Annotated in this window: 18 protein-coding genes; 16 read left to right on the top strand and 2 right to left on the bottom strand. The window is 42.4% G+C overall.

All coding sequences use genetic code 11. The features are described from left to right. Positions 1-139 precede the first annotated feature (139 nt). Positions 140-1,099: a 23S rRNA pseudouridine(955/2504/2580) synthase RluC gene (rluC, locus tag ENH88_RS18540; protein ID WP_304184561.1), complete on the top strand. Its 960-nt coding sequence runs from the start codon at positions 140-142 to the stop codon at positions 1,097-1,099. Then, positions 1,096-1,761, top strand: a complete 666-nt coding sequence (locus ENH88_RS18535; protein WP_304184560.1) for an HAD-IA family hydrolase — start codon at positions 1,096-1,098, stop codon at positions 1,759-1,761. Before rluC ends, ENH88_RS18535 begins: the two co-directional genes overlap by 4 nt. Here ENH88_RS18535 and ENH88_RS18530 read toward each other — a convergent pair. Continuing rightward, positions 1,736-2,338, bottom strand: a complete 603-nt coding sequence (locus tag ENH88_RS18530; protein ID WP_304184557.1) for a Maf family protein — start codon at positions 2,336-2,338, stop codon at positions 1,736-1,738. The two genes, ENH88_RS18535 and ENH88_RS18530, sit on opposite strands and share 26 nt — an antisense overlap. A 142-nt stretch (positions 2,339-2,480) precedes the next feature. Here ENH88_RS18530 and yceD point away from each other — a divergent pair, with 142 nt between their 5' ends. From yceD to ENH88_RS18460, 14 genes are all read left to right on the top strand, one after another. Then, positions 2,481-3,005 carry a 23S rRNA accumulation protein YceD gene (gene yceD, locus ENH88_RS18525; protein WP_301562317.1) on the top strand — a complete coding sequence of 175 codons (525 nt, stop codon included), beginning with the start codon at positions 2,481-2,483 and terminating at the stop codon, positions 3,003-3,005. 9 nt (positions 3,006-3,014) lie between these two features. Next, on the top strand, positions 3,015-3,185 hold the full coding sequence (rpmF, locus tag ENH88_RS18520; protein ID WP_002962381.1) for a 50S ribosomal protein L32: 171 nt from the start codon (positions 3,015-3,017) through the stop codon (positions 3,183-3,185). 12 nt (positions 3,186-3,197) lie between these two features. Beyond that, positions 3,198-4,241, top strand: a complete 1,044-nt coding sequence (gene plsX / locus ENH88_RS18515) for a phosphate acyltransferase PlsX (RefSeq protein WP_304184541.1) — start codon at positions 3,198-3,200, stop codon at positions 4,239-4,241. Positions 4,242-4,300: 59 nt separating this feature from the next. After that, a complete protein-coding gene (gene fabD, locus ENH88_RS18510; RefSeq protein WP_304184539.1) occupies positions 4,301-5,227 on the top strand; it encodes an ACP S-malonyltransferase in 927 nt (308 codons plus the stop codon). Between the two features lie 12 nt (positions 5,228-5,239). Then, positions 5,240-5,986, top strand: coding sequence for a 3-oxoacyl-ACP reductase FabG (gene fabG, locus ENH88_RS18505; RefSeq protein ID WP_192542095.1), 747 nt, complete (start codon positions 5,240-5,242; stop codon positions 5,984-5,986). A gap of 239 nt (positions 5,987-6,225) precedes the next feature. Continuing rightward, positions 6,226-6,462, top strand: a complete 237-nt coding sequence (gene acpP / locus ENH88_RS18500; protein WP_016707440.1) for an acyl carrier protein — start codon at positions 6,226-6,228, stop codon at positions 6,460-6,462. 112 nt (positions 6,463-6,574) lie between these two features. Continuing rightward, a complete protein-coding gene (gene fabF, locus ENH88_RS18495) occupies positions 6,575-7,813 on the top strand; it encodes a beta-ketoacyl-ACP synthase II (protein ID WP_064667064.1) in 1,239 nt (412 codons plus the stop codon). Positions 7,814-7,867: 54 nt separating this feature from the next. Next, positions 7,868-8,692, top strand: coding sequence for an aminodeoxychorismate lyase (pabC, locus tag ENH88_RS18490; protein ID WP_414704865.1), 825 nt, complete (start codon positions 7,868-7,870; stop codon positions 8,690-8,692). Then, the gene (gene mltG / locus ENH88_RS18485; protein WP_304184520.1) at positions 8,686-9,687 is read left to right on the top strand and encodes an endolytic transglycosylase MltG; all 1,002 of its coding nucleotides are present in this window, start codon (positions 8,686-8,688) and stop codon (positions 9,685-9,687) included. Before pabC ends, mltG begins: the two co-directional genes overlap by 7 nt. A gap of 26 nt (positions 9,688-9,713) precedes the next feature. Next, positions 9,714-10,343 carry a dTMP kinase gene (gene tmk / locus ENH88_RS18480; RefSeq protein WP_304184517.1) on the top strand — a complete coding sequence of 210 codons (630 nt, stop codon included), beginning with the start codon at positions 9,714-9,716 and terminating at the stop codon, positions 10,341-10,343. Between the two features lies 1 nt (position 10,344). Next, a complete protein-coding gene (gene holB / locus ENH88_RS18475; protein ID WP_304184515.1) occupies positions 10,345-11,241 on the top strand; it encodes a DNA polymerase III subunit delta' in 897 nt (298 codons plus the stop codon). 8 nt (positions 11,242-11,249) lie between these two features. Further along, entirely contained in the window at positions 11,250-11,576 is a 327-nt protein-coding gene (locus ENH88_RS18470; protein WP_304184513.1) for a PilZ domain-containing protein, read from the top strand. Positions 11,577-11,587: 11 nt separating this feature from the next. Next, on the top strand, positions 11,588-12,367 hold the full coding sequence (locus ENH88_RS18465) for a TatD family hydrolase (protein WP_304184512.1): 780 nt from the start codon (positions 11,588-11,590) through the stop codon (positions 12,365-12,367). A 7-nt stretch (positions 12,368-12,374) separates the two neighbouring features. After that, positions 12,375-14,228 (top strand): metallophosphatase, encoded by a 1,854-nt coding sequence (locus ENH88_RS18460; RefSeq protein WP_304184510.1) that lies wholly within the window; start codon positions 12,375-12,377, stop codon positions 14,226-14,228. A 1-nt stretch (position 14,229) separates the two neighbouring features. On the opposite strand, the gene ENH88_RS18455 is transcribed toward ENH88_RS18460, so the two are convergent. Further along, a complete protein-coding gene (locus ENH88_RS18455) occupies positions 14,230-15,048 on the bottom strand; it encodes a polysaccharide deacetylase family protein (RefSeq protein ID WP_304184508.1) in 819 nt (272 codons plus the stop codon). Positions 15,049-15,061: the final 13 nt, after the last annotated feature.

Below are 15,061 nucleotides of genomic sequence, written 5' to 3'. Positions count from 1 at the left end.
CAGAATGTGCATCACGAATGTTTTAATGTGTTAAAAAGCACCGTTGTTATTTGCAAATACATATTTGCGACGATGATTATCCCATTATTATAACTGTGTTAGCAACTAAAATTATTTTACTTAAATCAGTGGTTAGGCAATGTCAGAAAAAACCGGCTTACAAGTATCTTTCGTCACGATTACCGAAGACCATTTAGGTCAACGGATTGATAACTTTCTTATTACCCATTTAAAAGGGGTGCCTAAAAGCGCTGTATACCGAATTCTTCGCAAAGGTGAGGTGCGGGTTAATAAAAAACGCATCAAACCTGTGTATAAATTACAACTCGATGACATCGTTCGTATTCCGCCAATACAAATAGCTGAACGTGAAGAGTTTGTGCCTAAAAACCTCGATGTAGTCACTAAACTTGAAGATGCTATTTTATTTGAAGATAAATACCTTATCGTCATTAACAAACCATCAGGCATGGCTGTGCATGGTGGCAGTGGCCTCAGTTATGGCTTAATTGAAGCATTACGGGTACTGCGCCCAGATGAACGCAGTTTAGAGCTTGTACATCGTTTAGACCGTGATACATCAGGCTGCTTGTTAATCTCGAAACGCCGTTCAGTGTTGACCAGCTTGCATGAACAATTGCGTGAAAAAACCATGGAAAAAAATTACTGGGCATTGGTTGATGGACAATGGGATTCAAAAGATAAAAATGTTACCGAAGGGTTGTTGAAGAACACTTTGCAATCTGGTGAGCGCATAGTTCGTGTTAATAACAGCGAAGGTAAGCCGTCTCATACGCGCTTTAAAGTGCTGGAACGTTTTGCTGAATGTTCACTCGTACAAGCATCGCCTGTTACTGGTCGTACACATCAAATTCGTGTTCATACTCAGTGTCGTGGTCATGCCATTGCCTGTGATGATAAATACGGCAATCAAGCGTTTGATGCTGCAATGCGTAACATTGGTTTAAGTCGTTTGTTTTTACACGCCCATGATTTGAGTTTCTATCATCCAAAAAATGAAACCACCATGCGCGTAGAAGCGCCGCTAGATAAAGCTTTAGTTAACTGTATTAAAACCTTACGTGCTGCAAAATCGTGAAACAATATAAGCTAGTTATATTTGATTGGGATGGCACTGTGATGGATTCAGTGCCTAAAATCGTTAACTGTATGCACCAATCTGCATTAGCATGCGGCGTAACGCCGCCAAGTGATGAAGCAATAAAAAACATTATTGGTTTATCATTGCAGTGTGCCGTCGCGACGCTATTTACTGAGCAGCAAGCGCTGCATGCGCAGTTAATTGCGGGTTATAAACACCAGTATAAATACCTTGATGTAACACCCACGCCTTTGTTTGCAGCGGTTGCAAGCACTTTAGCAGCGTTGCAATCACAGGGCACACTATTAGCGGTGGCAACGGGTAAAAGCCGAGCAGGGCTGGAGCGTTTGTTAGACGAAACCAAGCTTAGCAAGTATTTTGTTGCAACCCGTACTAGTGATGATGCGTTGTCAAAACCAGCCCCTGATATGTTATTGCAATTGCTTGAAGAACTTGATATTAGCCATGAAGATGCGCTGATGATTGGTGATACAAAAATAGATATGGCGATGGCAAAAGCGGCCAATATTGACCGCCTTGGTGTGACCATGGGAGTGCATAATGCGTTACAGCTTAGCGAACTTGCTCCTATTGCAACGGTTGACTCGTATCAACAGTTGTCTGCACTTTTAATTAACGCAGTTGCGCTTGTTGATTAAGTACATCTAAACCAAATTCAGCCAATAACTGACTGAGTTTGATCAGCGGCAAACCAATTAAGCTGTTTGGATCATCGCCGCTGAGCTTTTCAAACAAACAAATACCGAGGCCTTCACTTTTAAAACTGCCTGCACAGTTGTACGGTTGCTCTGCATCGCAGTAGGCAGTTATTTGCGCCTGAGTGAGTGCTCTAAAAGTGACATTAAATGGCTCAACAAGGGTTTTAGTTTTATTGCTTTGAATGTCATAAACACATAAACCGGTTAAAAATGTCACTGTATTGCCGCTAAACAAACTCAGTTGTTTGATGGCATTTGCTTTATTGTGTGGTTTCCCCAGAATTTGCTGGTTGAACACCGCGACTTGATCAGAGCCGATCACTAAGCCTTGGCTAAAATGTTGCACAGCGGCACGGGCTTTAACCTCACTGAGACGCGCTACAAGCGCTGGTGGTGTTTCTTCTGGATCTGCTGTTTCGTCAACATCAGGTGAAAAAGTGCTAAAAGGTAGATTAAATTTTTGCAATAAAGACTGACGAAAGGGTGAACTTGAGGCTAAAATAAGTGGATGCTGCATGGATGGCTTTCCTAATGAAAATCAGATTGAGTTAGGATAAATCAGATCCGTCGGCAAAACAAAGGAATGAATCGCGAAAAACCAGCTAAAAATGGTTTTTTACTTTGACTAACCAAGCAACTATCTATATGATGCAGCCCCTATGCAAAAGGTGAAAATTCCCATCACTCTTCATCCAGGCAAAGCAGCGCAACACCGTTTAAAGTACGACGGCATTGTCCCGCTTGAAAAACTTGTCCGTTTACGGGAAGTTGTGCAGGAAGAAGTAGGTGAAATAGCGGTAACAATTCATTGCAAAAACGATGAGCAAGGTTTCGCTGTGATTAGAGGCAATTTGTCCACACACGTAACTGTCACTTGTCAACGTTGTAATGGTGATTTAGGGTTGGATTTGGTTCAAGACTTTGTTTATTCCCCAGTAGCTGAGGATACAGAGTTAGATAATTTTCCAGAAGACTACGATGAAGTAGCAGTTGATGAAAATGGTGAGATTAACGTGTTCGATTTAATCGAAGACGAACTAATTTTAGCAGTGCCATTAGTAGCTACCCACAACGAAGCTTCATGCAGTTATTCAGCAAAGCCTGCCAGCTTTGGTGTATTAAAAGCGGAAGAGGATAAACCAAATCCATTTGATATTTTGAAACAACTTAAGAAAGATTCTTAGGAGAAGACTATGGCTGTACAAAAGAGCAAAAAGTCTCGTGCAAGACGCGGCATGCGCCGTTCACACGATGCTATCAGTGGTCCAACTTTAACTGTAGACCAAACATCTGGTGAGACTCATCGTCGTCATCACGTGACTGCAGATGGTTACTACAAAGGCGTTCAAGTAATTTCTAAATAAGAGATTGCTTTTATGCTGACCAATCTAACCATTGCGTTAGATATGATGGGGGGCGATTATGGCCCCCGTTCATCTATCCCCGCAGCCGTTAACGCGGTAAATGCCAATGCCAACTTAAGATTAATCTTATGTGGTAACGAAAAAGTAATATCTAAAGAACTCGAGTCCCTCGATTCTCTTTCTCATCCTCGTCTAATTATTCGTCATTGCAGTGAAGTTGTAACAAATGGCTGTGAGCCGTCTACTGCTGTGCGATCAAAAAAAGATTCTTCCATGCGCGTTGCCCTTGATTTAGTTAAATCAGGCGAAGCACAAGCGTGCGTGAGTGCCGGAAATACCGGTGCATTGTTATTCATGGCCCATTACGTATTGAAAATGCTGCCAGGCGTAAAACGCCCTGCATTAATATCGGCGGTGCCAACCGAGCGAAAAAACCCGGTTTACTTACTTGATTTAGGTGCTAACGTGCATTGTGATGCGCAAACCTTATATCAATTTGGCATTATGGGTTCCGTGGTGGCAGGACAAGCGCTGGGTTGCGATAACCCGAAAGTAAGCTTATTAAATATTGGCTCAGAAGACATTAAAGGCCATGAAGATATCAAACAAGCTGCGCAACTAATGCAGCAATGTGATCATCTCAATTATATTGGTTACAGTGAAGGCAGCGATATTTTCACTGGTAAGTCAGATGTGATCGTCTGCGAAGGGTTTGTCGGTAATGTGGCGTTAAAAACCTGCGAAGGCATTGCCAAACTTATTATGTTTAAGCTTACCAAAGCCTTACAGAAACACTTTTTTTATAAATGTTTGGCCTTTATGCTACAGCCAGTCATAAAAAAACTCTATAAACGGGTGAACCCCGACCAGTATAACGGCGCTTCTCTGGTAGGATTGCGCGGTATTGTCGTAAAAAGCCATGGAAATGCCTCAGCTAAAGCATTTCATGCTGCTATCGATGAAGCTGTCAGGGAAGTAGAACGTCAACTTCCTGAAAAAATAGCAGCTATCTTCGAGCAAACACATTCAACTAAAAAAGTCGCAACTGACGATTAATAACTTTGTCAGATGTGTACTTAAACATTTATTTATTTGTTTAATTAAAAGAGCAAAGTATGGCACAAAAAATTGCACTTGTTTTTCCAGGTCAAGGTTCCCAGTCAGTGGGTATGTTAAGTGAGCTTTTAGAGCAATCTGACGTTGTTAAAGCAACGTTTGCAGAAGCATCAGCGGCACTTGGTTATGATTTGGCAGCGTTAGTACTTAATGGTCCAGAACAACAACTCAATCAAACCCATCGTACCCAACCTGCATTATTAACAGCATCAGTGGCGATTTACCGCCAATGGCTTGCTGCAAATCCAGATGCAGAAGTCACTATGGCAGGTCACAGTTTAGGCGAATATTCAGCGCTGGTTTGTGCAGATGTACTAAGCTTATCCCAGGCTGTAAAGCTGGTAGAAAACCGTGGTTTATACATGCAAGAGGCCGTGCCTGCAGGCGTTGGCTCTATGGCTGCGATCATTGGTCTAGGTGATGACGAGATCAAAGCTGCATGCGACGCTTCAGCACAGGGCGAAGTTGTTGCACCAGTAAACTATAATTCTCCAGGTCAAGTTGTGATCGCAGGACATAAAGCCGCAGTAGACAGAGCCTCAGAAGCATGTAAAGAAGCCGGTGCAAAGCGTGCTTTGCCTTTATCGGTAAGCGTGCCTTCACATTGTGAGTTAATGAAACCAGCGGCAGAAAAATTAGCTGCTGATTTAGCCGCTTTAACATTTAGTACACCTAAGTGTGATGTAATTAATAATGTTGATGTAACTGCTGCAAATTCAGCGGATGCAATTAAAGATGCTTTGGTTCGTCAATTATACAGCCCGGTACGTTGGACTGAAACAGTCCAAGCATTAGTGGCACAAGGTATTACGCAAAGCTACGAGTTTGGCCCAGGTAAAGTGCTAACTGGCCTTGCTAAACGTATTGATAAAGCAATGGTGTGTGGCTCGGTAAATGATCAAGCCAGCATTGATGCAGCAAAATAAGAGTAGGAAACAATGGCAAATTTATTTTCATTAGAGGGCAAGGTTGTCCTTATTACTGGTGCAAGCCGCGGTATTGGTAAAGCAATCGCAACTATGCTGGTGGCACAAGGTGCTAAAGTAGCCGGTACTGCAACCAGCGAGTCAGGTGCTGCAAATATCAGTGAATATTTAGCCGAGAATGGTAAAGGTTATGCGCTTAACGTAACTGATCCTGCATCGATTGAGGCGACACTTGCGGCGATAAAAGCAGATTTAGGTGATATCGATGTATTAGTAAATAATGCCGGTATTACCCGTGATAATTTACTTATGCGCATGAAAGACGCTGAATGGGATGATATTATTGATACGAATCTAAGCTCTATTTTCCGTTTATCGAAGGCAGTGTTACGCCCGATGATGAAAAAGAAAAATGGCCGTATTATTAATATCGGTTCAGTTGTTGGTACAATGGGCAATGCAGGCCAAGCTAACTATGCAGCAGCTAAAGCGGGCGTAATTGGTTTTTCTAAGTCACTGGCACGTGAAGTTGCCTCTCGTGGCATTACTGTGAACGTGGTAGCGCCTGGTTTTATCCAAACAGATATGACCGATGAGCTTACAGATGAGCAAAAAGCAGCTACGCTTGCTAATGTGCCCGTTGGACGTTTAGGTCAACCGGATGAAATTGCCGCAGCCGTATGCTATTTAGCATCTGATGCAGCCGCGTATGTGTCGGGTGAAACCCTGCATGTAAACGGTGCTATGTACATGGTATAGGAACTTTGTTCCTTTTTTGTTTTTAATAAGTTTGTCGAAAAATGTTGAATTTTTTGTGATCTTGCTTTAAACATACTTGAATTCGCGTTGAAAATAAGCGATAAAAGAGACAAATAACCCTCAAGAGGTTTGACCAGATAAATATTTATCAGCAAATCCTTGAATCACAGAATTATGCGCCGTAAACTACGCCGCAATCTGAAAATAACGCATTGGCGTTTTTAATAAAGGAAAGAAGAATGAGCGACATCCAAGAACGCGTAAAGAAAATCATCATTGAGCAACTAGGTGTTAAAGAAGAAGAAGTAAAGCATGAAGCTTCTTTCGTTGATGACTTAGGCGCCGATTCACTTGATACTGTTGAATTAGTAATGGCTCTTGAAGAAGAGTTTGACACTGAGATCCCAGATGAAGAAGCTGAAAAGATCACTACAGTACAAGCTGCAATCGATTACGTAACAGCTCACGCTGAGTAATCAATCGCAAATTAAGGGCAGCATTCGCTGCCCTTAATCTATCCATAATATGATACTAATTAAGTTAGTACACACCCACCTAAAATAATAATTCCCTTATTGGAGGCAACCCGTGGCTAAACGTCGAGTCGTCGTAACTGGCTTAGGAATGTTGACACCGCTAGGTAACGATGTTGAATCAACCTGGCAAGGCTTGTTAAATGGCAAAAGTGGTATTCAGACTATCACGCATTTCGATACTTCAAGTTTTGGCACCAAATTCGCAGGCTTGCTGAATGATTTTGATGCATCTAACTATATGTCACCTAAAGATGCTAAAAAAATGGATTTGTTTATCCAATATGGCATAGCAGCGGGTGTGCAGGCATTACAAGATTCTGGCCTTGAGATCACAGAGCAAAACGCACCGCGCGTTGGTGTTGCTGTGGGTTCAGGCATTGGTGGTTTAACTTTGATTGAAGAGAACCACATAAAACTATTAAACAGTGGCCCACGTAAGCTTTCTCCTTTTTACGTGCCGTCGACCATTATCAATATGATCTCAGGTCATTTATCGATTATGCACGGTCTGCGTGGTCCAAATATTTCAATTGTTACAGCCTGTACCACAGGTTTGCACAATATCGGCCATGCGGCGCGTATGATTGCCTACGGTGATGCAGATGCCATGGTTGCCGGTGGTGCTGAAAAAGCGTCGACACCGATTGGTATGGGTGGCTTTAACGCAGCACGCGCATTATCAACCCGTAACGATGACCCACAAGCAGCGTCTCGTCCATGGGACAAAGACCGTGATGGTTTTGTATTGGCTGATGGCGCAGGTGTAATCGTACTTGAAGAGTATGAACATGCTAAAGCCCGTGGCGCTAAAATCTACGCTGAGTTAGTTGGTTTTGGTATGAGTGGTGATGCGTATCACATGACGTCACCGCCTGAAGATGGTGCCGGTGCAGCACTTGCGATGGAAAATGCGCTCAATGATGCGGGTGTAAATGCTGAGCAAGTGGGTTATATCAACGCCCACGGTACATCAACCAACGCCGGTGATAAAGCTGAAACCTCAGCGGTTAAAGCAATCTTTGGTAATGCAGCAAAAGATGTGATGGTGAGTTCATCTAAATCAATGATGGGTCACTTATTGGGGGCAGCAGGTTCTGTTGAATCAATTATCACGATTTTGTCATTACAAGAGCAAAAAGTAACGCCAACAATTAACCTTGATAATCCTGACGAAGGCTGTGATCTGGACTATGTGCCACACACCGCTCGTGATGCGAAACTTGATTACGCATTATGTAACTCGTTTGGTTTTGGTGGTACTAATGGCTCGTTGCTATTTAAAAAGGTATAATCTTTTTTAACAACGAGACAAAATAATAGCCCAGTTGTGACTGGGCTTTTTTATATGCAAAAAAAACAAAAACCGATGCAAACAATTATATTTACAGATGCAACGAGCACCGTTAGTAATAAAGACCGCGGCCTAAATTATGGCGATGGTTTTTTTACTACCGCAAAAGTACAAAATACAGAGGTTGAACACTGGCCGTTACATTGTGCGCGGCTAATAGAGTGTGCCGCACGATTGGGGTTTGACGAACTAGATATCAGCGCATTAACGCAAGCCGTTAACGATTATATCCAATCAGTCTCTCTTGGTGTGTTAAAAATAGTTGTCACTCGGGGTGAAGGCGGACGAGGGTATGCATTGCCTGAGCAGCCGCAGACCACTATTTTGTTATCGCAGTTAGCTTTTCCGGCGCATTATAATCAGCAAGCACTGCAGGGGTTTAAACTTGCGGTCAGTCCTATAAAGCTCGCTTCACAGCCGTTACTTGCGGGTTTAAAAACCTTAAACCGGTTAGAGCAAGTGATGATCAAACGCGCGATGGACGCGCAAACATGTGATGATGTTTTGGTCTGCGATTACCAGAATAATGTGATTGAAGCCTCTGCTGCGAATATTTTTGCTATTCACAATAGCCGTGTTGTCAGCCCAAATTTACAAAACTGTGGTATCAAAGGGGTTTATCTGCAATCACTGTGTGATAAGTTGGAGATTGAATTTATTGATATTACCTTGCCCGAATTACTGCAAATGGATGCGGTGTATCTGTGTAACAGTTTAATGGCAATCGTGCCTGTCATTGCCATTGCTGATACTGAGTTTGATTTAACAACGAGTTTAAAACTATTGCATGGTTTATTAGCCAAGGAGTCTGCGTGTTAAGAGTGATTATCTCTATTGTGTTGTTAGCGTTGCTGGTCACTGGCATTGGTTATCAGCAATTACAAAGCACTATCAACAGTACACTCACTGCCCCAGCGAGTACGTTCTTTGAAGTTAAAAAAGGCACGGGGTTTAATCAACTATGCCAACAGTGGCAGGCTAAAAAGTGGCTAGAAGGGTGTTTTCGTTATCAAATACTCGCCAAACTTGATCCAACCCTTACCGATTTAAAAGCAGGTTTATATCAGCTTGATGAGGGCACTGTACTTGCTAATATTCGTCGTATTAATCAAGGCCAACAAGTGAGCTTTAGTTTCACTATTATTGAAGGGCAAATGTTGCGTGATGTGCTGAGCAATATAAAAGTAGCCCCACATCTGCAGCAAAATTTACAGGCAACGGAGCTTGGCGTGCAAATTACCGGTGTTGAACAGCATTTAGAGGGCTGGTTGTTCCCTGACACCTATCATTATCATGCCAATGATTCTGCCAGTAGTGTATTAAAGCGTGCCTATCAAAAAATGCAGAGCGTACTTGATGATGCGTGGTCGCAAAGAGCAGACGTATTACCGTATGAAAACCAATATCAGGCGTTGATCTTAGCGTCAATTATTGAAAAAGAAACCGGCCTTGCTAGTGAACGACCATTGATTGCATCAGTATTTAGTAATCGTTTAAACTCCAATATGCGTTTGCAAACCGATCCTACCGTTATCTATGGTTTGGGCGCTGATTTTGATGGTGATATTAAGCGTAAAGATTTAACTGCTTATACACCGTATAACACTTATAGAATAAATGGTTTACCGCCAACCCCGATCGCCATGCCATCAAAAGCGGCAATTTTAGCGGCAGTCAATCCGCCTGAATCTGAGTATGTGTATTTTGTTGCAAAAGGTGATGGCAGCCATCAGTTTTCGAAAACCTTAAAAGAACATAACAAAGCAGTGCAAGCTTATTTACGTTATCTAAAACAGTTAAACAAATTAGACTAAAGAATTTAAAACTAAAAAGAGAGATCATGACAGCAGCAAAATTTATTGTGATTGAAGGCCTTGAAGGTGCTGGAAAATCAACGGCAATTGCTATTTGCCAACAATTTTTAGCACAACACAATATTGACTTTGTTAATGTGCGAGAGCCAGGCGGCACCCCGATTGCTGAAGCGCTACGTAATATAGTTAAAGATAGCCACGATGAAGATCTTGCCAGCGAAACTGAGTTATTGTTGATGTACGCTGCTCGCTCGCAACTGTTACATAATGTAATTCGCCCAGCGCTTGCAAAAGGGCAGTGGGTATTAGGGGATCGCCACGATTTATCATCACAAGCTTACCAAGGCGGCGGTAGAGAAATTGCGACAAGCAGCTTAACAGCCCTTGCTGATATTGTATTAAAAGGTTTAAAGCCGGATCTTACTATTTATTTAGACATTGACCCCGCAGTGGGCCTTGCCCGCGCCAAAGGCCGTGGTGAGCTTGATAGAATCGAAAAGCAAGCATTAAGCTTTTTTGAACGCACTCGAGCGCGCTATTTAGCACTTGCCAATAACGATGAGCGCATTAAAACAGTCAATGCAGGGCAGAGTATGGAACTCGTTCATCAAGACATCATCGCGGTGCTTGAGCAATTTGTAAAAAGTAACCCGTAATATGATTTACCCTTGGCTCAACGATATTCACCAGCAACTCACCGCCAGTTTTCAAGCAGGGCGCTTTCATCATGGGCAATTATTTAATGGCCAACAAGGTGTCGGTAAACGCGCCTTAGTTGAACAACTGGCTAATGCTTTATTGTGTAGCACAGCGCAAAATTTAGTCGCGTGTGGGCAGTGTAAAAGCTGCCACTTAAATCAAGCCGCTACTCATCCTGATAAATATACTGTACAAGCCGACGGACAAAGTATTGGTGTTGACGATATCCGTAGTGTCAGTGATTTTATGCATCAATCGGCGGCGCAAAATGCCAATAAAGTGGTGGTGATCAATGATTGCCATAAAATGACCACGGCTGCTGCAAATGCACTGCTAAAAACCTTAGAAGAGCCAAGCCCACAGCGATTTTTACTACTTACGACCAATGCTACAGCACAATTACCAGCAACTATTTTAAGCCGCTGCGCGCTCAGTGAAGTGAAAGTACATGATAGTGCTGCTGCAATGCAGTGGATTGCACAATTAAACGTGCCTGCTTATCCATGGTTAAAGATGTTTACTCAGCAGCCCTTGTTAGTTGCACGCTGGCAACAAGATCAGCAGCTTGAGGTGATTGAGCAACTTTATAAATTTGCAACTGAGTTAAAACAAGGCCATAATTTCAGTGCGTTAGTTGATATCATTAGTAAAGATAACGAACGTGTTCGTGTATTTAGCTTATTTTTAAGCGAGCAATTAAAACAACAACTGCTCACTGGAATGGACTTTGACTCGTATCAAAATGCACAAAACGCCTTGGCCGAGTTTGTGCAAAACAGTACCCAGATACTCGGATTGAATCTGCCATTAGCAGTTTCGCGTTTAGCGTATCGTTTACGTAACAGCCATAAGTAGGACAGATTGTGCAAGAATTATTAGTCGATATAGATGATTTAGACGAGTTATACCGCTGTTATATGCCGTATTTAAAAACCGGCGGCTTATTTGTGCGTACTAATATGCGGTATGAAATGGGCCATTCTCTAGCACTTAAAGTCACTTTACCAGATGCACTTGAAGATGATGTGGTAACAGGTAAGGTCGCATGGATCACCCCGCAAGGTGCACAAAGCTCAAATCCACCGGGTATTGGTATTAGTTTTATTGATGATAAAACAAACCTGAATGTGAAGATCGAAAAACTACTAGGGACTATGTTAAACTCTGGTAATCCAACTTATACCATGTAGTAAGCAGTACCGTGATTGTAGATTCTCATTGCCATTTAGACCGCCTCGACTTTGATAAACTTGATTTAAACTTAGACCAAGTGCTTGATAATGCGAGAGCAAAACAAGTAGAACACTTTTTATGTGTGAGCGTTACACTTGATCAATTCCCGAGTATGCTGGAAAAAATTAACGGTTACAGTGATGTCTCTGCATCATGCGGTGTACATCCGTTAGATCAAAAAGATGCCTTAGATAAACAACGTCTTATTGAGCTTGCCAGCCATGATAAAGTGGTGGCAATCGGTGAAACAGGGCTTGATTATTATTATGCAAAAGACACCAATGCAGTGCAGCAAGCCAGTTTTGTCGGTCATATTGAAGTCGCCAACGAGCTACAAAAACCGCTGATCATTCATACCCGCGATGCCCGTGAAGATACCATCAATTTAATGCGTGAACATAACGCCGAAAACTGTGGAGGGGTACTTCATTGTTTTACTGAAGATTGGGCAATGGCGAAAAAGGCCATCGACTTAGGTTTTTATATTTCTATTTCAGGCATTGTTACCTTTAAAAATGCCGTTGAGCTTAAAGACGTGGTTAAGCAAATTCCCCTTGATAGACTATTAATTGAAACTGATTCACCGTATTTAGCGCCGGTGCCATATCGCGGTAAAACCAATCAGCCAGCCTATGTACAAGATGTCGCGTATTATATCGCAGAACTAAAAGGCGTTAGTTACAAAAAACTGGCCGAGGCGACTACGGCGAATTTTTATTCGTTATTTAATTTAGTAGCTAAAGGTTAAGTAGCGTATGAGCACAGCAGCACTCCCTGAATTATTAATGGGGCCTATGGTGCGCCGTGCTGATGCCAAAGGGGTGTGTTTTCAATTTGCCACCAGCACCCCTTCGCAATACCGGATTGAGCTGGATAACCTTGAAACTTATAGTGAACATCACAGCATTGCGCTAGGTAACCAGCTATTTTTGCATTTCATAGTGTTAAAATCGATTCATGAAAAGTTACCTACGGATGTACTACTGGGTTATCGCCTGTATAACGATAAGCAGCAAGTTGATCTCAGTGATTTTTGTTACGATGGCAAAGCAACCCCAGAGTTTGTGATCCCACAAACACTAGAGCAAATATTTCATGGCTCGTGCCGTAATCCGCATCACCCAGCTCAAGATAGTTTAGTTGCTGCACAGCGATGGCAAGCAGCGCAGCGCAGCCAAGGTAAGGCGGGGGCTGATATTTTATTGTTGTCGGGCGATCAGGTCTATGCCGATGATGTAGCCGCAGCAATGTTAATCGCCATATATCGGCTGATTGAATTGCTGGGCATTTATAAAGAGCAGCCACTGGATATTGCACTGCCTAGCGATTTAGCAGAGCAACTTTATCAACGTCATCTCTTCTTGCCTAAAGTGCCGTGGCAACAGCGTAATAAAATAGGTGTCGGCTATTGGTTAAAAAAAGATGAACCACACTTCTCTAGTTTAAAAGCAGCCAATCATTTAGTCTCATTTGAAGAATTTATCGCGCTGTATTTACTTAATTTTAGCCCCGTTGTTTGGTCGTTGATCAAGATAGAGTCGATCAGTTATCAGGCTAAAACGGCAAAATGCCAACAACTGTTTGAGAGTGAAAAACAGGCGTTAACGCAATTTAGTGAAGGACTACACGAGGTACAGCGATTATTTGCCAATGTATCAACATTAATGATGTTTGATGATCATGATGTCACCGATGATTGGAATTTAACCGCAGGCTGGGAGCAAGTGATTTATCAACACCCAGTTAGTCGGCGTATTGTTAATAATGGCTTGATCAGTTATTGGTTGATGCAAGGCTTTGGTAATGATGCGGGAGTTAAAACCGGGGCGTTAATCGATGATTTTAAAGCCAGTTTAAGCAATCAAAAGCAATGGCAATTTAAAGCGTTTGATAAAACGGTATTGGAGTTTAATCATTGGCATTATGAGCTCAATACTGTGCCTAAAGTAGTGGTGCTTGATACGCGTACTCATCGCTGGCGTAATGAGCAAAACTTTAATGAACCTTCAGGCTTGCTTGATTGGGAGCGCCTCACTGAACTTGAAAACAGCCTACTAACCCATGAGCAGGTTATTATAGTATCGCCTGCGCCAGTGTTTGGGGTGAAATCAATTGAAGCTATTCAAGCGTTATTTAACATGTGTGGGCAACCTTTGCTGGTCGATGTAGAAAACTGGATGGCTCACGAAGGCTCAGCCAAAAAATTACTCGATACCTTTCGCCGCGACGATACCCCGAAAGAAACACTGATTTTATCGGGAGATGTGCATTATTCATTTTGTTTTTCAGTGCAAAAACGCTTTGGTAAGCACCCAAACCGTATTTGGCAACTAACCGCCAGTGGCATAAAGAATGAGTTTCCCCGTAAGTTAATTAATATTCTTGATAAGCTCGACTCGATTTTATATGCCCCGAAAAGCCCACTGAACTTTTTTACCAAACGTTGGCAGATGGAAGTCGATAAACATCAAACCAAGGGCGATGGCCAAAAGTATTTAGTGAGTGATGCCGCGATCAGTTTGATTGATCTAAAAGCAGGAAAGCTTGCCCGCTATCAACTTATTCATGCCGATAGCCGCACCACAGAGTTTGATTTAAACGATAATTAACTTATTTTTTACGGTTAGCTTTAACGTAATCACCTACGTTACTGACTGTATCAATCCAGTATCCATTGTTAGGGTCTTGCAAATATACAAGCAACTGCTCGAGTACTTTTGCATCTGTGGTGTATTGATCTCCTTTTCCAATATTATGACCTGCTAAAATCAACCATGCGTTATTTTCTCGTAGTTGCTCTAGCATAGTGATGATTTCGGCAAAACTCAGACCGTCAATTCTTAGCCCCGTTAGCTGTGCGAAGTCGGTAAAATTTGGGTTATTTGCTGATTCATCTAACCACGTACGGCCACTGTCAAAATGTTTAGCAATAATTGGCACATAGCTTTTGGTATTGACACCACGGCCAACAAAGGTGTTACCACATGGGTATGCAAATGCCCGCGGTGTTACGCCTAATTGCTGCGTTAAATAAGTTTGCGCACTGAGAATATCATTTTCAAGCCAAGCTAGGGTGGTTTCTTCCAGTGACAGGTTTTGCTTACGTAACCATTCAAAGTTACCAGTACAGACATGATTGCTGGTATGGTTTGCAATTTCATGGCCCGATTTTACAGCGTCTTGCCATTTAGTTAGACGTTCTTTAACGTTAAAAGGGGAAACATAAAAAGTCGCTTTGACTTGGTGTTTGTCCAAAATAGCGGTGCCGACATCGACCTGACTGTGGCGGGCATCATCAAAAGTGATACTCACTGCATTACGCGCTTTATCGGGATACTGGAAACCGCGGTAGAGATCAGACTCTGCAGCAAAGCTTGTGTGGCTGGTTAATAGTGCAGCCATTGTTATTATTGATAGTCGTTTTAACATGGTCGAACATCGT

This window comes from Pseudoalteromonas prydzensis, assembly GCF_011050055.1.
In the GTDB taxonomy this organism is placed as follows: domain Bacteria; phylum Pseudomonadota; class Gammaproteobacteria; order Enterobacterales; family Alteromonadaceae; genus Pseudoalteromonas; species Pseudoalteromonas prydzensis_A.
This window is presented reverse-complemented; position numbering and strand designations above follow the sequence as displayed.

What these genes read in the sequence shown, in the direction of transcription:
- rluC (WP_304184561.1), top strand. Translation starts at nt 140, where the DNA reads ATGTCAGAAAAAACCGGCTTACAAGTATCTTTCGTCACGATTACCGAA.
- ENH88_RS18530 (WP_304184557.1), bottom strand. Translation starts at nt 2,338, where the DNA reads ATGCAGCATCCACTTATTTTAGCCTCAAGTTCACCCTTTCGTCAGTCT.
- yceD (WP_301562317.1), top strand. Translation starts at nt 2,481, where the DNA reads ATGCAAAAGGTGAAAATTCCCATCACTCTTCATCCAGGCAAAGCAGCG.
- rpmF (WP_002962381.1), top strand. Translation starts at nt 3,015, where the DNA reads ATGGCTGTACAAAAGAGCAAAAAGTCTCGTGCAAGACGCGGCATGCGC.
- plsX (WP_304184541.1), top strand. Translation starts at nt 3,198, where the DNA reads ATGCTGACCAATCTAACCATTGCGTTAGATATGATGGGGGGCGATTAT.
- fabD (WP_304184539.1), top strand. Translation starts at nt 4,301, where the DNA reads ATGGCACAAAAAATTGCACTTGTTTTTCCAGGTCAAGGTTCCCAGTCA.
- fabG (WP_192542095.1), top strand. Translation starts at nt 5,240, where the DNA reads ATGGCAAATTTATTTTCATTAGAGGGCAAGGTTGTCCTTATTACTGGT.
- acpP (WP_016707440.1), top strand. Translation starts at nt 6,226, where the DNA reads ATGAGCGACATCCAAGAACGCGTAAAGAAAATCATCATTGAGCAACTA.
- pabC (WP_414704865.1), top strand. Translation starts at nt 7,868, where the DNA reads ATGCAAAAAAAACAAAAACCGATGCAAACAATTATATTTACAGATGCA.
- tmk (WP_304184517.1), top strand. Translation starts at nt 9,714, where the DNA reads ATGACAGCAGCAAAATTTATTGTGATTGAAGGCCTTGAAGGTGCTGGA.
- holB (WP_304184515.1), top strand. Translation starts at nt 10,345, where the DNA reads ATGATTTACCCTTGGCTCAACGATATTCACCAGCAACTCACCGCCAGT.
- ENH88_RS18460 (WP_304184510.1), top strand. Translation starts at nt 12,375, where the DNA reads ATGAGCACAGCAGCACTCCCTGAATTATTAATGGGGCCTATGGTGCGC.
- ENH88_RS18455 (WP_304184508.1), bottom strand. Translation starts at nt 15,048, where the DNA reads ATGTTAAAACGACTATCAATAATAACAATGGCTGCACTATTAACCAGC.